The 22249-nt window shown below is 70.6% G+C and carries 21 protein-coding genes; 9 read left to right on the top strand and 12 right to left on the bottom strand.

Annotated elements, in window-relative coordinates; translation table 11 throughout:
• The first annotated feature begins 464 nt into the window (after positions 1 to 464).
• Positions 465 to 2168: a hydrogenase maturation protein gene (locus H180DRAFT_RS25335; RefSeq protein ID WP_055488459.1), complete on the top strand. Its 1704-nt coding sequence runs from the start codon at positions 465 to 467 to the stop codon at positions 2166 to 2168.
• A gap of 50 nt (positions 2169 to 2218) precedes the next feature.
• On the opposite strand, the gene H180DRAFT_RS29590 is transcribed toward H180DRAFT_RS25335, so the two are convergent.
• The 3 genes from H180DRAFT_RS29590 to H180DRAFT_RS25350 all read right to left on the bottom strand — a co-directional run bounded on the left by H180DRAFT_RS29590 (position 2219) and on the right by H180DRAFT_RS25350 (position 6344).
• Positions 2219 to 4831 carry an ATP-binding protein gene (locus H180DRAFT_RS29590; protein WP_055488460.1) on the bottom strand — a complete coding sequence of 871 codons (2613 nt, stop codon included), beginning with the start codon at positions 4829 to 4831 and terminating at the stop codon, positions 2219 to 2221.
• Positions 4832 to 4974: 143 nt separating this feature from the next.
• The gene (locus H180DRAFT_RS25345) at positions 4975 to 5307 is read right to left on the bottom strand and encodes an STAS domain-containing protein (RefSeq protein WP_055488461.1); all 333 of its coding nucleotides are present in this window, start codon (positions 5305 to 5307) and stop codon (positions 4975 to 4977) included.
• 188 nt (positions 5308 to 5495) lie between these two features.
• A complete protein-coding gene (locus tag H180DRAFT_RS25350) occupies positions 5496 to 6344 on the bottom strand; it encodes a 3-hydroxyacyl-CoA dehydrogenase family protein (RefSeq protein WP_055488500.1) in 849 nt (282 codons plus the stop codon).
• 472 nt (positions 6345 to 6816) lie between these two features.
• Between H180DRAFT_RS25350 and H180DRAFT_RS25355 the strand changes: the two genes are divergently transcribed.
• Both H180DRAFT_RS25355 and H180DRAFT_RS25360 read left to right on the top strand, forming a co-directional pair.
• Entirely contained in the window at positions 6817 to 7116 is a 300-nt protein-coding gene (locus H180DRAFT_RS25355) for a hypothetical protein (protein WP_055488462.1), read from the top strand.
• Between the two features lie 204 nt (positions 7117 to 7320).
• Positions 7321 to 7893 carry a cob(I)yrinic acid a,c-diamide adenosyltransferase gene (locus H180DRAFT_RS25360; RefSeq protein ID WP_055488463.1) on the top strand — a complete coding sequence of 191 codons (573 nt, stop codon included), beginning with the start codon at positions 7321 to 7323 and terminating at the stop codon, positions 7891 to 7893.
• A gap of 118 nt (positions 7894 to 8011) precedes the next feature.
• Here the strand turns inward: H180DRAFT_RS25360 and H180DRAFT_RS29595 are convergent, their stop codons facing one another.
• Entirely contained in the window at positions 8012 to 8323 is a 312-nt protein-coding gene (locus H180DRAFT_RS29595; protein ID WP_139151441.1) for a hypothetical protein, read from the bottom strand.
• A gap of 693 nt (positions 8324 to 9016) precedes the next feature.
• Here H180DRAFT_RS29595 and H180DRAFT_RS25365 point away from each other — a divergent pair.
• From H180DRAFT_RS25365 to H180DRAFT_RS30630, 4 genes are all read left to right on the top strand, one after another.
• Complete coding sequence (locus H180DRAFT_RS25365; protein WP_055488464.1) at positions 9017 to 9625, top strand: hypothetical protein; 609 nt, start codon at positions 9017 to 9019, stop codon at positions 9623 to 9625.
• Positions 9626 to 9704: 79 nt separating this feature from the next.
• Positions 9705 to 10325 (top strand): hypothetical protein, encoded by a 621-nt coding sequence (locus H180DRAFT_RS25370; RefSeq protein WP_055488465.1) that lies wholly within the window; start codon positions 9705 to 9707, stop codon positions 10323 to 10325.
• Between the two features lie 181 nt (positions 10326 to 10506).
• Positions 10507 to 11127: a hypothetical protein gene (locus H180DRAFT_RS25375; protein ID WP_107097765.1), complete on the top strand. Its 621-nt coding sequence runs from the start codon at positions 10507 to 10509 to the stop codon at positions 11125 to 11127.
• Positions 11128 to 11332: 205 nt separating this feature from the next.
• Positions 11333 to 12268 (top strand): hypothetical protein, encoded by a 936-nt coding sequence (locus H180DRAFT_RS30630; RefSeq protein WP_055488466.1) that lies wholly within the window; start codon positions 11333 to 11335, stop codon positions 12266 to 12268.
• Positions 12269 to 12748: 480 nt separating this feature from the next.
• On the opposite strand, the gene H180DRAFT_RS25390 is transcribed toward H180DRAFT_RS30630, so the two are convergent.
• Positions 12749 to 13366: a hypothetical protein gene (locus H180DRAFT_RS25390; RefSeq protein ID WP_055488467.1), complete on the bottom strand. Its 618-nt coding sequence runs from the start codon at positions 13364 to 13366 to the stop codon at positions 12749 to 12751.
• 174 nt (positions 13367 to 13540) lie between these two features.
• On the opposite strand from H180DRAFT_RS25390, the gene H180DRAFT_RS25395 reads away from it, so the two are divergent.
• Together H180DRAFT_RS25395 and H180DRAFT_RS25400 are read left to right on the top strand one after the other, a co-directional pair.
• Entirely contained in the window at positions 13541 to 14812 is a 1272-nt protein-coding gene (locus H180DRAFT_RS25395) for a sensor histidine kinase (RefSeq protein ID WP_055488468.1), read from the top strand.
• The gene (locus tag H180DRAFT_RS25400; RefSeq protein WP_175437825.1) at positions 14809 to 15507 is read left to right on the top strand and encodes a response regulator; all 699 of its coding nucleotides are present in this window, start codon (positions 14809 to 14811) and stop codon (positions 15505 to 15507) included. The genes H180DRAFT_RS25395 and H180DRAFT_RS25400 overlap by 4 nt, the downstream gene beginning before the upstream one ends.
• Before the next feature lie 95 nt (positions 15508 to 15602).
• On the opposite strand, the gene H180DRAFT_RS25405 is transcribed toward H180DRAFT_RS25400, so the two are convergent.
• From H180DRAFT_RS25405 to H180DRAFT_RS25435, 7 genes are all read right to left on the bottom strand, one after another.
• Positions 15603 to 16091: a DUF2550 domain-containing protein gene (locus H180DRAFT_RS25405; RefSeq protein WP_055488503.1), complete on the bottom strand. Its 489-nt coding sequence runs from the start codon at positions 16089 to 16091 to the stop codon at positions 15603 to 15605.
• Between the two features lie 190 nt (positions 16092 to 16281).
• Positions 16282 to 16662, bottom strand: a complete 381-nt coding sequence (locus H180DRAFT_RS25410) for a F0F1 ATP synthase subunit epsilon (RefSeq protein ID WP_055488469.1) — start codon at positions 16660 to 16662, stop codon at positions 16282 to 16284.
• 105 nt (positions 16663 to 16767) lie between these two features.
• Entirely contained in the window at positions 16768 to 18210 is a 1443-nt protein-coding gene (gene atpD / locus H180DRAFT_RS25415) for a F0F1 ATP synthase subunit beta (protein ID WP_055488470.1), read from the bottom strand.
• 2 nt (positions 18211 to 18212) lie between these two features.
• Positions 18213 to 19157, bottom strand: a complete 945-nt coding sequence (locus H180DRAFT_RS25420) for a F0F1 ATP synthase subunit gamma (RefSeq protein ID WP_055488471.1) — start codon at positions 19155 to 19157, stop codon at positions 18213 to 18215.
• A gap of 3 nt (positions 19158 to 19160) precedes the next feature.
• Complete coding sequence (gene atpA / locus H180DRAFT_RS25425) at positions 19161 to 20732, bottom strand: F0F1 ATP synthase subunit alpha (RefSeq protein WP_055488472.1); 1572 nt, start codon at positions 20730 to 20732, stop codon at positions 19161 to 19163.
• Between the two features lie 148 nt (positions 20733 to 20880).
• Complete coding sequence (locus H180DRAFT_RS25430; protein WP_055488473.1) at positions 20881 to 21696, bottom strand: F0F1 ATP synthase subunit delta; 816 nt, start codon at positions 21694 to 21696, stop codon at positions 20881 to 20883.
• The gene (locus H180DRAFT_RS25435; RefSeq protein ID WP_055488474.1) at positions 21693 to 22235 is read right to left on the bottom strand and encodes a F0F1 ATP synthase subunit B; all 543 of its coding nucleotides are present in this window, start codon (positions 22233 to 22235) and stop codon (positions 21693 to 21695) included. Before H180DRAFT_RS25435 ends, H180DRAFT_RS25430 begins: the two co-directional genes overlap by 4 nt.
• Positions 22236 to 22249 lie beyond the last annotated feature (14 nt).

Raw genomic sequence — 22249 nt, forward strand, 5'->3', positions numbered from 1 at the left:
CCACCGGGGCCGGGGCCGGCCGGACCCGTGCTCAACGTGCACCGGCCAACGGAAATTGAGCCGTTCTCCCGAAATCTCACGTCCGTACGGGTCGTGCCCTGTCACACGCCTTATGGTTCGACGATCCGCCCGGCAGGTCCGGCCAGGGGCTGTCCGGCGGATCTTCGTGGATCTGCGAGCGGCGTCCGGCGTCGCGCGCCGCAAGGCGCGAGGGTCGTCCTCATACTGGGGTTCCCCATGCCGAAGGGCTGGGGTTCCCCACGCGAAGCCTTGGGGTTCCCCATGCGAAGCCAGGGGAGGGAGCGTTCGGGCGACCCCGACGACGCAGCGAGGTGCGGTGCCCGGGGCGCCCCCGGACGAAGTCCAGGGGAGTCGCGAGCCCGCGAAGATCCGCCGGAGCGCCCCTGGCTTCCGGGGACTGCCGGCGCCGGGAACCTCCCGGCCATTGGACCTGGGAGTGTTCGGTGCGCATCCTGCTCGTGGCAAGTGCCTTCAACAGCCTCACCCAACGCGTGTACGCCGAACTGAGCGACCTCGGCCATCAGTTGGACACCGTGTGCGGCGGCGACGAGGACGCCGTACGGAAGTCGGTCCACCGGCACGCCCCGGCGCTGATCGTCGCGCCGATGCTCAGGACGGCCCTCCCGGAAGACGTCTACTCGCGCCACGTCTGCCTCATCGTGCACCCCGGACCTCCTGGCGACCGCGGCCCCTCCTCCCTGGACTGGGCGATCGCGACCGGCGCCCGCCACTGGGCGGTGACGGTGCTCCAGGCGGACGCCGAGATGGACGCCGGGGACATCTGGGCCACGGTCCCCTTCGCGCTGCCCGAAGCCGGCAAGAGCGACGTGTACCGCAACGAGGTGTCGGACGCCGCGACGGCAGCGGTGAAGCTCGCAGTGGCCCGCTTCGCCTCGGGCACATACAAGCCGCAGCGCCAGGACGAGCTGGGTGCGGAAGTGGTGTGGCGCCCGTACTTCCGCCAGGAGAAGCGACGGATCGACTGGGCCGCGGACTCCACCGGCACGGTGCTGCGCAAGCTGCGGGCGGCGGACTCCCAGCCGGGGGTGCTCGACGAACTGCTCGGCGAGGAGTGGTTCCTGCACGGCGGACACCCCGAGTCGGCGCTTCCCCTGCGTGGCGCGCCCGGCGAGGTCGTGGCGACGCGGGCGGGCGCCGTGTGCCGTGCGACGCGTGACGGCGCCGTGTGGATCCCCCAGTTGAGACCGCGCCGCACCCCGGGCGGGCCGGCCACGTTCAGGATGCCGGCGGTGGACGCGCTCGGCGGGCGCCTGCCGGGGTCGGTGCCGGAACTGCCGGCGCAACTGGAGCCGGGCGCCTGGGGAAGCGGCGGCTGGAGCGACATCCGCTACGAGCACAGGGGCGACACCGGCTTCGTGTGGTTCTCCTTCCCCGGAGGCGCGATGAGCACCGACCAGTGCCGCCGCCTGCTGGCGGCGTACCGGTACGCGCTCTCGCGTCCCACACGGGTGATCGTGCTGGGCAGCCGCCGTGACTTCTTCTCCAACGGCATCCACCTCGGTGTGATCGAGGCCGCCGCCGACCCCGGCGCGGAGTCATGGGCCAACATCAACGCGATGGACGATCTGGTGGAGGCCGTCCTGCGCACGACGGACCGGCTGGTCGTCGCCGCGCTGGGCGGCAACGCCGCGGCCGGCGGCGTGATGCTGGCACTCGCCGCGGACGAGGTGTGGTGCCGGGAGGGTGCCGTCCTCAACCCGCACTACCGGCTGATGGGCCTGTACGGGTCGGAGTACTGGACCTACACGCTCCCGCGCCGCGTGGGCCGCGAGACCGCGGAGCGGCTGATGCGGGAGGCCCTCCCGGTGAGCGCGTCGTCGGCCGCCTGCGCGGGGCTGGTGGACCGTCTGGTGGCCGCCTCGCCCGAGGACTTCGCCGGTGAGGCGTCACGGATGGCGGCGGAGCTGGCACACGCACCGGCATGGGCGGGCCGCGTCGCCGGAAAGGCCGCCGCGCGGGCACGGGACGAGGCGGTGAAACCGCTGGCGGACTACCGCGCGGACGAACTGGCCGTCATGCACCGGCAGTTCTTCGGCCCCCACGAGCCCTACCACGCGCTGCGCAGAGCGTTCGTGCGCAAGGAAGCCATGCACGGCACACAGCCGACAGGCACCGCCGGCCGCTGACGAACCCGCCGTCCGTGCGACACGGTGGTGCCTCGCCCGTCCCGACGCGGTCAGACGACGAAGTACGAAGGGCTCGCGGACGGTGCGAAGCCCACGGCCCCGAGGATCGTGCCCCCGCTGTCGCTGCCGCCGTCGGTCTCACCGCCGTCGGTTCCACCAGCGCCGGTGCCGCCGGTGTCACTGCCACCGCTGTCGGTGCCGCCGGTGTCACTGCCACCGCTGTCGGTGCCGCCGGTGTCACTGCCACCGCTGTCACTGCCGCCGCTGTCACTGCCGCCGCTGCCGGTCGGACTGCCCGTGGGGCTGCCGGTCGGGCTCCCCGTCGGGCTGCCGGTCGGGCTGTCGGTGGGGCTCCCGGTGGGACTGCCGGTCGGCGAGTCGCCTCCCGAGCCTCCCGAGTCCCCGGGTTCGCTGCTTGAGGGGTCCTCGTCGGGCCCGGAGCTGCTCTCGCTCGGCGACTCCTTGCTCGCGCTGTCAGAGGCGCCCGGGGACTTGCCGGACTCGCTCGGGCTCTCCGGCCCGCTGCTGCGGCCGGCTCCGGGGGTACGGCTTCCTGGCTCGTCGGCGTTGACTTCGTTGTGCTCGTCCCGCTGCGAGGTCGAGCCCGGCTTGCCGCGGTCCAGCGGGCCGCTGCCGTCGTCCGGCATCCGGCCCAGTCCCACGATCGTCGCGAGCACCGCGATCAGCACCGCACCCGCCCCGGCCGCCGCCAGGTTCCTGCGGGCCCCGTAGGCGACCGCGCCCCGTGCGGGAACGAGGGCGGGCATCGTGTCGTGGGAAGCACCGGCGGCACCGCGGCCCGGGTTGGCGACCGTGGCGGCGACCGTCCGCGCGCTCTCGTACTCCCCGTCCCTCACATCGCCCCGCCGGTGTCCCCTGAGGGTGGCGGCGAGCGAGTGAGTGGGGGTGTCCCCGGCCTCGTACAGGGCGGGCTCCGCCTGTCCGCCGTCACCGGCGGCAGCGGCCGCGGCACCTGCCGGGGAGCCCGGACGCTCTGCCCGGTCCCGCACGGAGGGCCCGCCCGGGCCGTCGGGCGCGACGGGCCCGCCCGGGTTCTGCGCCACGAGAAGGTCCGTGGCGAGGGCGAGCACCCGCCGTCCCGTGAACGTGCCCTGCTGGTCCGCGAGCGCGTTGCGCATCGCGATGGAGGCCTCCAGCTCCGCAGCCGCGCGCTGCAGCTGACCGGTGCAGAGAGCGAGCACCCCCAACTCATGGTGAAAATAGGCCTCTTGGGCGACCTCGCCCGATGTGCGTGCGGCCTCCAGGCCGCCGCGCAGCAACCTCTCCCAGGCGCTCCAGCGCAGCGAGGCGGCCAGCACCGGAGCTGCCGCGCGGGCCAGCAGGACCGCTGCGCTCGCGTGACCGCCGCGATGGGTGCCCCGGACCGCGGCGAGCACCGCGTCCGCCTCCGTGGCGACCGTTGCGGGGGTTACGGAGGGGTGGTCGGCCCACCAGCCGTAGTGATGCGCCGCCATCAGGGCACACCCGTCGGCCCCGTCGGCGAATCCGGCCGCGGTGAGGGCGTCGGCGACACCGTCCGCCAGCCGGTAGTGCCCGCCCGCGCAGGTGACGAGTCCGGCGCGGGCCAGTTCACCCGCGGCCTCGTCGGCCTGCGGGTCCCCCACGAGCGCGGGAAGCTGTGTGTGGTGCGGCAGTTCGCCGCCGAGGGAGAGCGCGATGCGCAGCGCGTCACGTGCTGCCGAGGAGAGCCGCTCGGCGACGCGGGCACTCATGGCGCTGCCGCGGCCGCCGCTCAGCTCGCCGGCCCGGCCGCCGTAGCGCAGGAGCGCGCCCGCCTGCACGAAGCGGAGCGGCAGGCCTCCGGAGGACTCCTCCGAGGCGAGCCACATGTCCTGCGCCGCGTCGGTCTCCTCGTTCGTCAGCGGCCTGCGTACCGCGTGTTCGAGCAGTTCCAGGCAGGCGGTGCGGCTGAGTCCGGTGAGCCGGAACTCCTCCACGTGGACGTCGCCGGAGGGAGGGGCGACGTCCGGCGTGGCGGAGAAGAGGAAGGCGCATTCGGGCGTGGCGTCGAGGAGTTGGTCGAGCGCTTCTCCGCCGAAGGCGAGGTCGTCGACGATGACGACGGCTCCGATGCCCCGCAGCGCCTCCCGCATCTCCTCGTCGCCGGGACGGTGGAAGGGGGCGTCGTGCACCGCGGAGAAAAGTTCCTGCAGAAGATCGGACGGCGTGCGGCGGTAGCCGCTCAGCCGCACCACACCGTCCGGCGCGAGGTCCGCCACGTCCGCGGCGACGGCCTCCAGGAGTGTCGTGCGCCCGGAACCGGGAAGCCCGGTCAGACGTATGGACCGCCCGCAGGCGAGCTGCCCCGCCAGGCGCTCGCGCTCCTCGTCGCGCTCGAGGACCGGTATGACGCGGCCGGGTGCGCCGGAGGATCCGGGCCCGGGGTCCCCCCGGGTCGCGGAGACGGCCGTGGCCGCGTCACTTTCCCGCGCGTACAGCGAGCGTTCGCGCAGCGTGAGTCTTCGCGGTCCGCCGGGTGACTCCGTCGGCGGGCAGGCCTCGACTTCGCTGCCGTCGACCGGATTCAACGTGAGCAACTGTCCGCCGACGAAGAGCTTCACCGGGCGTCTGCTGGGCGGCGGGCCCTGGTCCGTCCCGCCGTCGTCTTCACCGCCGTGCTGAGTGTTGCCGTGCTGAACCATGCTGGAATGCCCCCAGATACTCCGGTACGAGCACGCCCCGCCTCTATCGGCCTCTCCCGTCGCAGGTCGGCGCGAACGGCAGCACCGGGCGCTGCTTCCGGCACAGTATTACCGCGAGCGCTCAGGCTGAACCGCCGTGCACGTCAAGGCTTGGTGAGAATCTGCGCCTCGGAAACCGTCAAACCACCCTCGATGGCGAGAATGCGGTGCAGTCTGGTGGCCATCAACAGCCGCTGCATCTGCGGCGGGACGTCCCTCAATACGAGCCTTCGGCCGCAGCGGCCGGCCCTTCTGTGTGCGCCCATGATCACGCCGAGCCCGGTCGCGTCCCAGGAATCGAGTCCTGCCAGATCCAGCACAAGATCGCCGTCGCCGGAGTCGACGGCGGAGTGAAGGACCGTTCGGGCGTCCGCCGCGCTCCGGACGTCGAGGCGACCCCCGACGGCCAGCTCGGCATGGTCGCCCCTGATATGCATAACCGCTCCCCGGATGTGTCTCTGCTCCGCGTACCTTCACGTCTGAATGTCTCACCACAACTGACTGCGATTGCCGCAACCAGGTTGCCGTCCGTGCTCGAACCGACACGGAAATCACCCTCGCGGGCGATGCTCTCGAACGCGCCCACGCGGGGCGGCAGTCGGTCCGGCGTATGTACGTGTATGTCTCAGTGGTCGTAGTAACCCCGGCCGCTCTTACGGCCGATGTCGCCCGCGTCGACCATCCTGCGCATCGACTCGGGCGGTGCGAACTTCGGGTCACGCGACTCGGTGTAGATGTTCTCGCTGGCGTGCAGCAGGATGTCGACACCGGTCAGGTCGGCCGTGGCCAACGGCCCCATGGCGTGGCCGAACCCCAGCTTGCAGGCCGTGTCGATGTCTTCGGCGGTGGCCACGCCGGACTCGTGCAGCTTCGCCGCCTCGACGACGAGTGCGGAGATGAGCCGCGTGGTGACGAAACCGGCCACGTCGCGGTTGACGACGACGCAGGTCTTGCCGACGGACTCCGCGAACTCGCGTGCCATGGCGAGGGTTTCGTCGCTGGTGCGGTGACCGCGCACGAGCTCGCACAGCGCCATCATCGGAACGGGTGAGAAGAAGTGCGTCCCGACGACCCGTTCGGGGCGCGAGGTGGCCGCCGCGATCTTGGTGATCGGAATAGCGGAGGTGTTGGAGGCGAGGATCGCCCCGTCCTTCACCAGGGTGTCGAGCCTGCCGAAGATCTCCTGCTTCACCTCGATCTTCTCGAAGACGGCTTCGACGACGACGTCCGCCTCGGCGGCCGCGTCCAGATCGGTGGTGGTCGTGATGCGCGCGAGCGCGGCCTCCGCCGCGGAGGCGTCGAGCTTCCCCTTGCTCACGAACTTCTCGTAGGAGGCCTTGATGCCGTCGGTGCCGCGGGTGAGTGCCTCGCCGGTCACATCGCGGAGGGTCACGTCCCACCCGGCCTGAGCCGACACCTGAGCGATGCCGGACCCCATGAGACCGGCACCGATGACGGCGAGCTTCTTCCCCACGACTGCCACCTGGCCCTACCTGCCCTTGCCTTTGCGTGAACGCCTGTTGGGCGGACATTAGCGCTTCGCGGAGACCTTGTGGCATTGAAGAGACACGCGTCACGTCTCACATGGCGGACATCACACAGGGTGTGTCCGATGCGTGCGGCTTGGGCGGATCCCGGGACCCGGGAAGTCCTTCGTCCGGCGGTCGCGCGCCGCCGCCGGAGGTGCCACGAGTCTCATCTCCCGGGCAGCCGGGCATGGTTGAGCCCTCGCTTCCCATAGCGGCCCGAACGCACCGTGCGGGGCACGGGCACCTGGCCCCGAGCCGCAAGCAGATGCCGGAGCACGCACGCCCGTTCCGGCTCGGCGACAAGTCGGTGCGGATCATCGGGTTCTCGCCCTGTGGTCGACGAACCTGATCGTCCACTGGACGGGCCGGGACACCAACTGGAAGCCCTTCCTCGCGATCGTCCTGCGCCATGCCCTGATGGCCGTGTACCACGCCGCCAGCCAAGCGGAAGACGCCTCCGCTCGGCTTCAGGCACGGCTGGTGGCTCCTCGTGCGGTACGCCGGACTCGCCCCCACCGGCTACTCGGTGAGTGCCCGGAGCAGACGGAGAAGGCCGGAAACCTCGGCGTGCTCGACTTCGACCTCGGGGCCCTCGCGTGCCCGGTCCTCACCGGCGTCGCGATCTGGCCGGCGCTGCGGTGCGCACTTCCGACGGAGCGCGTCGAGGAGATCCTCTGCCGGCAGGACGCGAGCGTGGACGCACCGGAGGCGCACTGAGCGGACCGCTGACAGACCCGATGCAGCCGGGGAGGTGACAGATCGGCACTTCCGGGCGACCGGACCGCTCCACCCGCGCGGGCCCACGGCGTACGGGGTCGCGGCGTACGGGTCGGGCCCGCGCCCGTGTCACGGCGTACGCCGGCCGCACGGGGACCGGAAGCGGCCGGTCCGCCGCAGACCGCCGGCACGTAGTCTCGGTGCATGGTCAATCTGACGCGCATCTACACCCGTACCGGCGACTCCGGCACCACCGCGCTCGGCGACATGAGCCGCACCGCGAAGACGGACACACGCATCGCGGCGTACGCCGACGCCAACGAAGCGAACGCAGCCATCGGCGTCGCCCTCGCCCTCGGCGAGTTGCCGCACGAGATCAAGACGGTCCTCGTACGGGTGCAGAACGACCTCTTCGACGTGGGCGCCGACCTGGCCACACCCGTGCAGGAGGAGCCGGAGTTCCCGCCGCTGCGCGTCGAACAGAGCTACATCGACAAGCTCGAGGCGGACTGCGACGCCTTCCTCCAGGACCTGGAGAAGCTGCGCAGCTTCATCCTCCCCGGGGGCACCGCGGGAGCCGCCCTGCTGCATCAGGCATGCACCGTCGTACGCCGGGCGGAGCGCTCGACGTGGGCCGCGCTCGACGAGCACGGCGAGATCATGAACCCGTTGACGGCGACATACCTCAACCGCCTCTCCGACCTGCTCTTCATCCTCGCCCGCTCCGCCAACAAGGAGCTCGGCGACGTGATGTGGGTGCCGGGCGAGAACCGCTGAGCCAGGGCCGCCGAACGTCGGCGGCCACCCCCGTGGGGCGCCGCCCCCGCGCTGCGCCGTGCCAGCGGCGGCCGCCCAGCCGCCGGGACCGCTGGGACGGCTGGGACGGCTGGGACGGCTAGGGCCCTCGGCCGCCCTCGGCCGCCCTCGGCGTCGGCCATGCGCTGCGCGCCGGCCACGCCCCTGAAGCGCAACTGCCCGTCGGACCGGGCGCGTTGGCCCAGCCGTCGACCGCCCCGGGAAGCGTGCGCGCGACGGCGCTGCGCACGACCGTCCGCCCGCGGTGGGCGACGGAGCCGTGCGACGGGCGGGCTGTACGCCCGGAGGACACGACGAGCGGGCCGGGCCAGGCCGCGACCGGCCCGGCCCGCTGGTCGCGCCCGCCCGTCGACCAGTCGCCCGTCAGCCCTTCGGCTCGGCGGCCCGTCATGCCCGGCGTCCCGTCACGCCCGGCCCGCGGCACCGCAGCGCGGGGGCCGGGCGGCGGGCAGCGCACGAGGCCGGTCCGGCCCTCTGCAGGTGTGCCCCAACCGTGCCGGCCCCCGAACTCGGGCTCGCCCGAAAATGCCTCCCGAACGCGGTCTCCGGCGGCCGATGCCCGTTCCGGCCCGTTTCCACGTTTTCCCGGTCCGCCTCGCGCATGAATGTGAAGACGAACGGGAAGGACCTTTCCGATCCGCCTCGCTCGGCTCTTTGATTTCGCTCCGCGCGGGCCTCGGTCGCCCCCTTAAGGAACTCTTAAGGTTTTTTTGAGGCTCCCCTGAGATTTCTCCGCGCATATCCCCGGCGACATGGCCAGCGGAACACAAACCAGCAGGTCAGAGCAAGTACAAGGTCATCGAGCCGCACCGCTGCGACACTTTCTGCAAAACACCGGGAGCCCGGATGGAACAGCCCCAATCCGGACGCACGGGCATTTCCTTTCCATCGCCCCGGCGGTGTATCCGGGTGAGAGCTGTGCCACATCTGGAGCACTCGACCTCGCGGTTTTCGCGCGTAGATTCCGTGAGGCGTCGGCTTATTTTTTGGATTCCCTTTCCATTCCGCTCCGTGTGAGTACCATCACCCTCACAAGGCCTGGACCAGAAATGCTGGCCGGACACGAGGGGTTGGAGTCACACACATGGCCACCGACACAAAACGGCGTACGCGCATCACCGTTGCCGCCGTGGCACTGCTGGCAGGCGTCATCGCCGTACCGGTAGCGAACGGCGCGGTCTCCGGGGACGAGACGAAGGGCGACGCCAAGGGGCAGGGCAACCACTGCACCCTGAACGCCGAGAGCGGCGAGACCCAGTGCTTCAAGAGCCTCTCGAAGGCCGCCGGCGTACCCGAGAGCGACCGCCTCCTGGACGCACCCGCCACCGGCGGGAAGGCCGAGATCAGCGAGGCCCGCAAGGGCGACAAGCCCGTCGCCTCCTCCGGCGTCACGACGCAGGGCGAGGGCGACATCATCGCTGCCACCCTCTTCAAGGACACCAAGTACGGCGGCGGCTCCCTGACCATCACCGCCGAGTCGCTCTGCAACGGCGACGACGACGTGGACTTCCAGATCGACCTGGACGACGAGTGGAAGGACCAGATCTCCTCGGTCCAGCCCTGGGGCAACTGCACCCTCAACCTCTTCTCGGAGCCGGGCCTCGGAGGTGACCGCGACGGCCCCTTCAAGGAGCTCACCCCGAACATCGGTGACGTGATGGACAACCGCGCGAAGTCCATCAGCTTCAGCTGAGCCCGGCCCGAGCGGTGCACCACCGCGCCCGGAGACAACCAGGGCAGCAACTGCCTTACCCCACCTCGTCGGAGGCATCATGACCCACCGCAAGAAAATGTCCATGCTGGTGGTCGCCATCGCCACCGCGGGCGCCACGGGACTCTTCCCCGCGACCGCGCAGGCCGATGACGAAGAGCAGCCCACCACAAGAGAGTTGCTCGAGCAGTGCGACAACGGCACCGACAAGTGCGTCTTCCACCCCTCCGGCGCCCCCGTCGACTCGATCGGCGAGGCCCACCAGGTGGGTGACAGCGCCTTCAACTGCACCAAGGACCTTCAGCGTTCCGCCGTCTCCTGGTCCGACACCACCGGAGAGTCCAACACCGTCGGCGTCTCCATGAGCGCCGAGTACGGCTTCACCGAGCTGTTCAAGGTGACGGTCCAGGCGAGCTACGAACACTCCTGGCAGAGCTCGCACACCGAGGAGCAGCAGACGAACGTCGAGGTCAAGCCCGGCGAGGTCGGCTGGATCACCCGCGAGGCCGCCATGGAAGAGATCCAGGGCACCTACGAGATGCACTTCGAGGACAAGTTCTACGGCCACCACATCTGGTACGTCCCCTTCACCGCCAAGGGCCCCAAGGCCGACGCACCCAGCACCAAGACCCAGCACACCCGCAAGATGACCAAGAAGGAGAAGAAGGAGCACTGCGGCTGACGCACAGCCGCGTCCTCCCACGCCGGTCGCACCGCCCGTCAGGTTCCCTCGGCGAGCCCGGCCCGGAGACCGGCAGCCTGATGATCAACCGGACGCGGTCCACCGGCCTCACCCGGGGGCCGGCGCCGCAGAGACGCTCCCAGCAGCCGCTGGGTCTCACCCCCACCTCGTCGGAGAGACCATGACCCGCCGCAAGAAGCTGTCGATGCTGGTGGTCGCCATCACGACCGCCGGTGCCACAGCCCTGTTCCCCGCGACCGCGCAGGCCGATGACGAAGAGCAGCCCACGACCAGGGAACTCCTCGAGCAGTGCAACAACGGCACCGACAAGTGCGTCTTCCACCCCTCCGGCGCCCCCGTCGACTCCATGGGCGAGCCGCACCAGGTGGGTGACAGCGCCTTCAACTGCACCAAGGACCTTCAGCGTTCCGCCGTCTCGTGGTCCGACACCACCGGAGAGTCCAACACCGTCGGCGTCTCCATGAACGCCCAGTACGGCTTCACCGAACTCTTCAACGTGACCATCCAGACGAGCTACAAACACTCCTGGCAGAGCTCGCACACCGAGCAGCACCAGACGAACGTCGAGGTCAAGCCCGGCGAGGTCGGCTGGATCACCCGCGAGGCCGCCATGGAAGAGATCCAGGGCACCTACGAGATGCACTTCGAGGACAAGTTCTACGGCCACCACATCTGGTACGTCCCCTTCACCGCCAAAGGACCCAAGGCCGACGCACCCAGCACCAAGACCCAGCACACCCGCAAGATGACCAAGAAGGAGAAGAAGGAGCACTGCGGCTAGGGCGGCGTTCGGCTCCTCCCAGGCGCCACCTCACCCCGGTCGCCACCTCCACACAGGCGCCACCCCCCACACAATCGGCCCGGCCCCGCGTTCCCCTGCACGCGAGGCCGGGCCGTTTTTTCATGTGCGACCGGGCGCCCGCCGGGCACCCGCCCTATGGTGAAAACAGGAGTTCTGTACCTATTTGCACCCTTCAGGGGGCGGCATGAACGCCAAGGACAACAGCCCTGAGCAGCGGGAACCGGAAGAGTACGACGACGAGTACCCCGAGCCGTACGACGAGGGGAACGGCAACGGTGACTCCGAGGGGTACGACGACGAGAACGGCCGGAGCGAGCTGTCCAGGGTGACACTGGGCGAGGAGCCCGACGTACTGCTCGACGTGCCGCAGCTCCACGTCGACGAGATCGGCCTGGAGGTCGACGACCTGCGTGCACGGGTCTCACTGCAGGCCGAGGTGCTGGACATCCTCAAGCTCAACGTGGGGGCGGACGTCGCGCTGGGCCGGGTCCAGCTGGACATCAAGGGCGTGGACGCGCAGGCGCTGCTGAAGGTCCACCTCGACAACGTCACCCAGGTCATCGGGCGGGTGCTGACGACGATCGACCGCAACCCGCAGATCCTGGAGCAGCTCACCTCGGGCCTCGGCTCCGCCGCGCGTGAGCTGGGCAGCGGGGCGAGCGAAGCCGTCGGGGAGCTCGGACGCGGGGCCGGCGGCGCCGTCGAGGAGATCGGGGAGGGCGCCAGTGGGGCGGTTGAGTCCGTCGGAGAAGGCGCCAGCGGGGCAGTCGAGTCCGTCGGGGAAGGCGCGGGGTCGACGGCCAAGGAACTCGGCAAGGGAGCCGGCCGCGCCGTGGAAGACGTCGGGGAAGGTGCTTCCGAGACGGTCAAGGACGTCGGGGAAGGCGCCTCCGAAACGGTCAAGGACGTCGGGGAAGGCGCCTCCGAGACCACCAAGGAGGCCGGGCGCAGCGCCGGCAGGACGATCGACGAGGCAGGCCGGACGGCGGGCAAGGCGCGGAAGACCGCCACCCGAACCGCGAAGAGAGCAGGTGAGGGGGCCGGCCGCCGCTCGGCCCGGTCCGAGGAGCGTCCCAAGCGCCGTACCGCGCGCAGGCCCGACAGCGACGAGCCGCCGTGAAAGGGCGAGGAGGGTCACGAGGGGCCGGCGAACGCTGACGCTCCCCCTGTACGCCCTGACATCGAACTGACGACTTCAACTGCCGCCGACCGGCTCCGCTTCGGGCGCGAGCCGGAGACCGAGGTCCGCTTCCACGGCTCGCCCGGCCACGCGTCCTACTCGGCGAGCGACCGCACGAACCTGCCCGAGCAGGTCGAGGCCGGCACCGACTACAGCGACGTACGCGTGCGGTACCGGCTGGCCACGGCGCTGAGACGCGTACGGAGCCACGGGCCGCGGGCGGACGGCGGGAACCGGCACGAGTGATCCGGGCCGGTCCACCTCCGGCCGCGCCGACGGCTGGAACCCGCCGCCTGCAGGGGTTCCGTCAACGCGGTCCGTGCGCTTGCGGATTCACCTCGTGAGGTCACCTCCCCGGACTGCACCTCCCGGGAGATCACCGTCCGGAGGTCACCGTCCGGGAGATCACCATCCGTGAGGTCACCGTCCGTGAGGTCGATGCCCTTCGCCGACGGTGCCGGTCGGGTCGCAGTCGCGATCGCTTCCCGGGCGTGCGCCGCCCGGCCCCGGGCCCTGCTTCGGCCAGATCGTGTAACTCAGCGCGACGATCAGGCTGATGACGGCGACCAGTCCCATCCGCTGCTGCCACATCCGCAGCGACTCGCTCTGCCCGGCGTCGCCCACGTACCAGGCGGCCAGCTGAAGCAGCCCCGCGGCGATCGCCGCCGCCCCGACGGCACGCGCGCTCATCTTCCACTCGTGCACGGCACGCGGCGTTCCGTACCGGGGAGGCCTGACGGGCGGCGGCCCGCCGGCGAACCGGTGCAGAAAGTGACCGTCGGCCCACTTGATCATGTAGTGGCCGTGAGTGGCGGTGAAGCCGATGTAGACGGCCGCCAGTCCGTGCTTCCAGTCGGGCTCGGCTCCCCCTCGCAGGTCGATCGCCGTGACGACGAGCAGGAGCACCTCCAGCAGCGGCTCGCACAGCAGCACCGCGGCCCCCGTGCGCGGCATGCGTGCCGCATAGCGCAGCGCGAGCCCGCCCGCGAGCAGCACCCAGAACGCGACCTCGCAGATGATGATCAGCGTGACGATCACGCTCGTCCCCCTTGCCTCGACATCCCCTCCACCATCCCGTCCCGGCCCGCTCGTACACGTCCTCACCAGCGACGATTTACCGAGGCCGCCCCTCCATCCTTCGATGTACCTCGCGTTGGCACTCTGGTCCCCGTGGCCGACGCCCGCGCCCGGCCGCCGTGCTGAGATGGACGCATGCCACACCGCCGGTCCGCGCTTCCGCCGCCGTGGGTGCGTCCGCACCGCGACGGCGTGCTCATCGCCCTCGCCGGCCTCGTCGGCGGAGTGACCCTCTGGTGGTTCGGCCTCTACAACAATCCGCGGGTGGGCGGCAGTTACGGGGCATGGCTGCTGCTGCCCCTGGTGGCCGTGTGCATCGCCGCCCTCGGCCGCAGGTCCGCACAGCCCTGGGCGCTGGTGGTCGCCGTCGCCGCTCTCGCGGCGGATCTCGCCATGGGGTCGCTGCTGGCGACCGTGATCGTCTTCACCGACGTCGTCTACGCCGCGGTGCTGTACGGACCTCCCCGGCTGTCGCGTGCGCTGCTCCCCGCCTGCGTCGCCGTGTCGGTCGCGGCGACGCTGGTGATGATGGCGGTCCTCCGTACGCCCGCGACGCTGCTGCTCGGCGTGTTCTGCGCGGGCATCACGGTCGTGCCCGCCTGGTCGGGCGTGGTCATCCGCGACCACCGCAACGCCGCCGCGGCCGAGCGGCTCCGCGCCGAACAGACGGCGCTGCTCGCCGAGATGGACCGCGTCCAGGCGGTCACCGCCGAACGCGGGCGCATGGCACGGGAGTTGCACGACCTCGTCGCCAACCACCTCTCCGCCATCGCGATCCGCTCCACGGCCGCCCTTTCCCTGGAGCACCTGGATGACGCGGCCGCCCGCGCCTCGCTCGGTGTCGTCCGCGAGAACAGCGTGCAGGGCCTGGCGGAGATGCGGCGCCTCATCGGTCTGCTGCGTGACGCGTCCGTCGACGCGGCGGAACCCGCGGCCTCCCCGACCCTCGCCGGCCTGGACGCCCTCATCGAGCGGGCCCGTGCGGGGGCGGGCAACCCGGGACTCAGCTTCTCGCTGCGCGACGAGCGCGGACCGGCCGGTGCGTCCCTGCCCGCGCCCGTCGAACTGGCCGCGTACCGGGTCGTGCAGGAGTCGGTGACGAACGCGCTGAAGCACTCGGCTCCCGGCACCGTCACCGTGGAACTGAGGCACACCCCTGCGCGGGGACCGCTGACGGTCCGCGTCACGAGCCCTCTGCACGGCGTACCCGGCGGCGGCCGCGAGGCGCTGGACGCGGCGCCGCTCCCGCGGGCTCCCGGCTCCGGCGCCGGGCTGATCGGCATGCGCGAACGCGTGGAACTGCTGGGCGGAGCGCTGAGCGCCGGCCCCGCGGAGGCTTCGTGCGGGGAGACGGGGATCTGGGAGGTGCGGGCCGAACTGCCCGTCGGGGAAGGGAGTCTCCGGTGAACGCGGACGACGGCACACAGGCCACGATCCGCGTCCTCGTCGCCGAGGACCAGCTGGCCGTACGGGCGGGGCTCGTCCTGATCCTGCGCCATGCTGCCGGCATCGAGGTGGCGGCCGAGGCCGGTGACGGCGAGGAAGCCGTCCGTCTCGCCCGTGAACTGCGCCCGGACATCGTGCTGATGGACGTCCAGATGCCGCGTCTCGACGGCGTCTCCGCGACCGCGCGCATCACGGCCGAACGGCTGGCGGACGTGCTGGTGCTGACCACCTTCGACCTGGACGAATACGTCTTCGGGGCGCTGCGCGCCGGTGCGTCGGGCTTTCTGCTGAAGGACAGCGAGGCGTCCCAGGTCGTCGACGCCGTACGCACGGTGGCACGCGGCGAAGGCATGATCGCTCCGGCCGTGACCAGACGCCTGATCGCGGAGTTCGCCCGGCCCGGAGCGGCGGGGCGGCCTCCCCTGCCGAGGGCGGGCCCAGGATCCCCACCGGGGCTCGACGAGCTGACGCCGCGCGAGCACGAGGTGCTGCTGTGCCTCGGGGAGGGTCTCTCCAACGCGGAGGCGGCGGTGCGACTCGGCCTGGCGGAGGCCACGGTGAAGACCCATGTCAGCAGGCTGCTGGGCAAGTTGGGGCTGCGCAGCCGCACGCAGGCGGCGGTGCTGGCGCAGGAATCGGGCCTCACCGGGAGCTGATGCGGGCGGCGCGGGCCCGGACCGGAGGGAGACGCCCGGTGCCTTCGAGCCACCTTCACGCTCCCCGGACTTCGTCCCGGGGCAGCGCCTCCGATTCATGCAACATTGACGCGCTGGCCGGGCGGTGCCGCCTCCAGCCACGCCAGGAACCCTGTGAGCGCGTCCTCGCTCATGGCCAGCTCGACCCGGGTGCCGTGCAGGGAACACGCGAGGATCACGGAGTTCGAGAGCAGTGCCAGTTCCTCCTCGCCCTCCGGATCCCGCCGCTGCAGCACCTCGATGCGGTTGCGCTCCAGAAAGCGCCGGGGGCGCGGCGCGTAGGAGAAGACACGGAACCATTCGATCTGGTCACCGTTGTAGCGCGCGACGCCGTAGGCCCAGCCCTTGCCGTCCACTGCCGGAGGCTCTTCTTCCGCCGGGTCGTCGTCGGCGTACGCGGAGGGCCGCGCCGGTGCGTTCCAGCGCAGGTTGCAGTCGAAGGTGCCTCCGGAGCGCTGAAGCAGGCGGCGCCGCAGCCCGAAGGCGAAGAGACCCGCCAGCGCCAGCAGCACGGCCACGCCGACCAGGCACAGAACGAGGACCATCATCACCGACCTCCTCGCACTCTCTCGTACCACGCGTGGCGCGGTGCTCCCGGAGCCGTGAGATCCCGCGGATCCCGCGTCCCCCTCTGTATTGGCTCAGCCGCGGGCTGTTCCGGGGTGACCCGGAACAGCCCGCGGCTGAGCTTCGTACCTGTCGTGCCCGGCTCCGTGCAGGGCGTCGGCCGCCTCCTCAGCGGACCGCCACCACGCGCTTGCGGACCTCGGCACGCCGCTCGGCGGCGGCGTCGCCCTCGGACTTGGCGCGCTCCAGCGCCCGCTCCGCACGTTCGACGTCGATCTCCTCGGACAGCTCGACGATCTCCGCCAGCAGCGACATCTTGTCGTCCGCGAAGGAGACGAAGCCGCCGTGCACCGCTGCCGTCAGGGTGCCTTCGCCGGATTCGCCGGTCGTACGGATGGTCACCGCTCCCGGCTCCAGCACGCCGAGCAGCGGCTGGTGGCCCGCCATGACGCCGATGTCGCCGGACGTGGTGCGCGCGACGACCAGGCTGGCCTCGCCGGACCAGACCTTGCGGTCCGCGGCGACCAACTCGACGTGCAGCTCAGCCACTGTGGCTCCTTCGTAGGTTAGGAAAAGGATAAGGGGTGCGGGGACGGGGACGGACCGAAGGGCTGTGCCCCGCGGCCCGGCCCCGCCTCGCGCCGGACCCGGACGTCAGGAGACGCCGAGGTCCTTGGCCTTGGCCTTCAGGTCGTCGAGGCCACCGCACATGAAGAACGCCTGCTCCGGGTAGTGGTCGAAGTCACCGTCGGCGATCGCGTTGAACGCGGCGATCGACTCGTCCAGCGGCACGTCCGACCCGTCGAGACCCGTGAACTGCTTCGCCGCGTGGGTGTTCTGCGACAGGAAGCGCTCGATACGGCGGGCCCGGCTGACGGTGAGCTTGTCCTCTTCGGAAAGCTCGTCGATGCCGAGAATCGAGATGATGTCCTGGAGGTCCTTGTACTTCTGCAGGATCCCGATGACGCGCTGGGCGCAGTCGTAGTGCTCCTGCGAGATGTAGCGGGGGTCCAGGATCCGGGACGTCGAGTCCAGCGGGTCCACCGCCGGGTAGATGCCCTTCTCGGAAATCGGCCGCGAAAGCACCGTCGTCGCGTCGAGGTGCGCGAACGTGGTGGCCGGCGCCGGGTCCGTGAGGTCGTCCGCGGGCACATAGATCGCCTGCATCGAGGTGATGGAGTGACCACGGGTCGAGGTGATGCGCTCCTGGAGCACACCCATCTCGTCCGCCAGGTTCGGCTGGTAACCCACCGCGGAGGGCATGCGGCCGAGCAGCGTGGAGACCTCGGAACCGGCCTGCGTGAAGCGGAAGATGTTGTCGATGAAGAACAGCACGTCCTGGTTCTGCACATCGCGGAAGTACTCCGCCATGGTCAGACCGGCCAGGGCGACCCGCAGACGGGTGCCCGGCGGCTCGTCCATCTGACCGAAGACCAGCGCGGTCTGCGGGAGGACGCCCGACTCGGTCATCTCGTCGATGAGGTCGTTGCCCTCACGCGTACGCTCGCCCACACCCGCGAAGACGGAAACACCCTCGTGCAGCTTCGCCACACGCATGATCATTTCCTGGATGAGGACGGTCTTGCCGACGCCGGCTCCGCCGAACAGGCCGATCTTGCCGCCCTTGACGTACGGGGTCAGCAGGTCGACGACCTTCAGGCCGGTCTCGAACATCTCGGTCTTGGACTCGAGCTGGTCGAAGGCGGGGGCCTTGCGGTGGATCGGCCAGCGCTCGGTGACCTCGGACTCGGCCTCCGGCTCGTTCAGGATCTTGCCGAGGGTGTTGAAGACCCGTCCCTTGGTGACGTCGCCGACGGGGACGGTGATGCCGTCGCCGGTGTCGGTGACCTCGGCCTGGCGGACGAGGCCGTCGGTGGGCTCCATCGCGATGGCGCGCACCAGGCCCTCACCGAGGTGCTGGGCGACCTCGAGAGTGAGGGTCTTCTTCTTCCCCTCCTCGGCCGGGTCGGTGATCTCGACGGTCAGGGCGTTGTAGATGTCCGGCATCGCGTCGACGGGGAATTCCACATCGACGACCGGGCCGATGACCCGTGCGACGCGGCCCGCCGCCGTGGCCTGCTCAACAGTAGTGGTCATGGTTAGCGGTCACTCCCCGCAGAAGCGTCAGCCAGCGCGCTAGCGCCACCGACGATCTCGCTGATTTCCTGGGTGATGTCGGCCTGGCGGGCCGCGTTGGCAAGCCGCGTCAGCGACTTGATGAGGTCTTCGGCGTTGTCCGTCGCCGACTTCATCGCACGGCGCGTGGCTGCGTGCTTGGAAGCGGCGGCCTGCAACAGAGCGTTGTAGACGCGGCTCTCGACGTACCGCGGCAGCAGCGCGTCGAGCACCTCCTCCGCCGACGGCTCGAAGTCGAAGAGCGGACGGACCTCCGGGCCTCGCTTGATGTTCTCCTGGATGACCTCCGCCGACTCCTCCGCGGTCGACTTCATGCTGAGCGGCAGCATCCGGTCGTCGACCGGGGTCTGCGTCATCATGGAGACGAACTCGGTGTAGACGATGTGGAGTTCGTCCACGCCGTTCTCCGCGCCCGTGTCCGCCGTGATCGCTTCGATCAGCGGCGCGGCCACGGCCTTGGCGTCCGCGTAGGTCGGGTTGTCGGTGAACCCGCTCCAGGATTCCTTGATCGCCCGCTCACGGAAGCGGTAGTACGTCACACCGCGGGTGCCCACGATGTAGTTGACGACTTCCTTGCCCTCGCCGATCAGCCGGTTCGTCAGCCGGTCGGCCGCCTTGATGGCGTTGGAGTTGTAGCCGCCCGCCAGACCGCGGTCGCTCACGATGAGCAGCACCGCAGCCCGGGTCGGACGCTCGACCTCCGTGGTGAGAGCGTGCTTCACGTTCGAGCCGGTGGCGACCGCGCGCACGGCGTTGGTCAGCTCCGTGGCGTACGGCTCGGAGGCCGCCACCCGGCGCTGCGCCTTGATGATGCGCGACGCGGCGATCATCTCCATCGCCCTGGTGATCTTCTTGGTCGCCGTGACGGACTTGATCCGCCGCTTGTAGACCCTGGTCTTGGCGCCCACGGCTCAGTCCTCGCCCAGCAGCTTGCCGTCCGAGGTCTCGAACTGCTTCTTGAAGGCGTCCACCGCGTCACCGAGGGCCTGGACCGTGTCGTCGGACATCTTGCCGCCCTCGACGATGCTGGTCAGCAGCCCCTTGTGCTCGCGGTGCATGTACTCCAGCAGCTCACGCTCGAAGCGGCGGATGTCCTCGACGGGCACATCGTCCATCTTGCCGTTGGTGCCGGACCAGACGGAGACGACCTGGTCCTCGGTCGAGAACGGGTTGTACTGCGGCTGCTTGAGCAGCTCGGTCATCCGCTTGCCGCGCTCCAGGGCGCCCTTCGAGGCGTCGTCCAGGTCGGAACCGAAGGCGGCGAACGCCTCCAGCTCGCGGTACTGGGCGAGGTCCACACGGAGCGAACCGGTGATCTGCCGGATCGCCTTGTGCTGGGCGGAGCCACCGACACGGGAGACCGAGATACCGACGTTCAGCGCGGGCCGCTGGCCGGCGTTGAAGAGGTCGGACTCCAGGAAGCACTGGCCGTCGGTGATGGAGATGACGTTGGTCGGAATGAACGCCGAGACGTCGTTCGCCTTCGTCTCGACGATCGGCAGACCCGTCATCGAGCCCGCACCCATGTCGTCGGAGAGCTTGGCGCAGCGCTCCAGCAGGCGGGAGTGCAGGTAGAAGACGTCGCCCGGGTAGGCCTCACGGCCCGGCGGGCGGCGCAGCAGCAGGGAAACGGCGCGGTAGGCGTCGGCCTGCTTGGTCAGGTCGTCGAAGATGACCAGGACGTGCTTGCCCTGGTACATCCAGTGCTGGCCGATGGCGCTGCCGGTGTACGGGGCGATGTACTTGAAGCCGGCCGGGTCGGATGCCGGGGCCGCCACGATCGTCGTGTACTCGAGCGCACCGGCCTCCTCCAGGGCGCCGCGCACGGACGCGATGGTGGAGCCCTTCTGGCCGATGGCGACGTAGATGCAGCGGACCTGCTTCTCCGGGTCGCCCGAGCGCCAGTTGTCGCGCTGGTTGATGATCGTGTCGACGCACAGCGCGGTCTTGCCCGTCTGGCGGTCGCCGATGACCAGCTGACGCTGGCCACGGCCGATGGGGGTCATGGTGTCGACGGCCTTGTAGCCCGTCTCCATCGGCTCGTGGACCGACTTGCGCTGCATGACCGAGGGGGCCTGCAGCTCGAGGGCGCGGCGGCCCTCGGACTCGATCTCACCGAGGCCGTCGACCGGGGCGCCCAGCGGGTCCACGACGCGGCCGAGGTAGCCGTCGCCGACCGGAACCGACAGGACCTCGCCGGTGCGGCGCACCTGCTGGCCCTCCTCGATGCCGCTGAACTCACCGAGGACCACCGCGCCGACCTCGCGCTCCTCGAGGTTGAGGGCCAGGCCGAGGGTGCCGTCCTCGAACTTCAGCAGCTCGTTCGCCATGGCCGAGGGCAGTCCCTCGACCTTCGCGATGCCGTCTCCGGCAACGCTGACCGTCCCGACCTCTTCGCGCGAGGCCGCGTCCGGCTCGTACGACTGGACGAAATTCTCCAGCGCGTCCCGGATCTCATCCGGCCGGATCGTGAGCTCCGCCATCTGGGTTCCCTGCTCTCCTTGTTGGGACCGTATCGATCTTCTACGGCCCAACTCGGGCCGCTAAGTGATGCTGTTGAGTTGGTGTCTGCGGCTGAGCGCCGGCCGCGTGTGCCGGACCGCCGGTGCCGCCGGTGCTCCGCGCCGGCCGTCAGCCGGCCATACGGCGCTCCGCCTCGCTGAGGCGGTCCGCGATGGAGCCGTTGATGACCTCGTCTCCGATGCGCACCGTGATGCCGCCGAGGACCTCGGGGTCCACGTCGAGGTTCAGGTGCATCCGGCGTCCGTAGAGCCGCGCAAGCACCGATCCGAGACGTTCCTTCTGCTGGTCGCTGAGCGGCACCGCCGAGGTGACGATCGCCACCGAGCGGTCCCGGCGCTCCGCGGCCAGCTTGGAGAGGCCCTCGATCCCGGCTTCAAGGCTACGTCCACGGGGCTGGCTCACGAGACGCGTCACCAGGCGCTCCGTGGCGGGCCGCACCTTGCCGCCGAGCAGCGTCTGCACCAGCCGCGCCTTAGCCTCGGGGTCGGCGCTGGGGTTGGCCAGCGCCGCCCGCAGGTCGGGCGCGGAGGCGACGGTGCGGGAGAAGCGGAACAGCTCGTCCTCGGTCTCCTCCAGCGAACCGGCCCGCTCGGCGGCGACGAGGTCGGCGGAGTCCGCCAGCTCCTCGGTCGCGTCGACCAGGTCGCGGGGCGCGGACCAGCGGGAGCGCACCATGCCGGAGACCAGGTCGACGGTCGGGCCGCCGACCCGGTCGCCGAGCACGGTCCTGACCAGCTCGGCCTTCTGCTCCCCGCTGCGCGACGGGTCCGCGAGGACCCGCCGCAGCCTGACCTCGCGGTCGAGCAGCCCCGTCACGGCGGCCAGCTCGTCGGCGAGCTGCGTGGCGTCGACCGAGGTGTTGTCGGTCAGCGCCGTGAGGCTCTCGCGTGCGGCGGCCTGTGCGTCACGGCTCGCGCCGTTCATCGGGCGGCCTCGGCCTTCTCCTCGAGGTCGTCGAGGAAGCGGTCGATCGTCCGGCTCTGGCGGGCGTGCTCCTCGAGGGACTCCCCGACGAGCTTGCCTGCCAGGTCCGTGGCGAGCTTGCCCACGTCCTGACGCAGTGCCAGCGCGGCCTGCTTGCGGTCGGCCTCGATCTGGGCGTGGCCGGCCGCGATGATCTCCTCGCGCTGGCGCTGGCCCTCCGCACGCATCTCCGCGATGAGGGTGGCGCCCTGCTCCTGCGCTTCGGAGCGCAGCCGGGCGGCCTCGTGCCGGGCCTCGGCGAGCTGGTCCTTGTACTGCTTGAGGACCTCGGCAGCTTCTTGCTGGGCCGCCTCGGCCTGCTCGATACCGCCCTCGATGGCCTCGCGACGCTCTTCCAGAACCTTGTTGATGTTCGGGAGGAGCTTCTTCCAGAGGAAGAAGAAGACGATGGCGAATGCGACCAGGCCGATGACGAGCTCTGGGAGCGGCGGGACGAGAGGGTTCTGCTTCTCGGCCGCCATGTTTACCAGGGCGATCACATCAGTGCCTTTCG

The sequence above is a fragment of the Streptomyces sp. WMMB 322 genome (assembly GCF_900090145.1).
GTDB lineage: Bacteria > Actinomycetota > Actinomycetes > Streptomycetales > Streptomycetaceae > Streptomyces.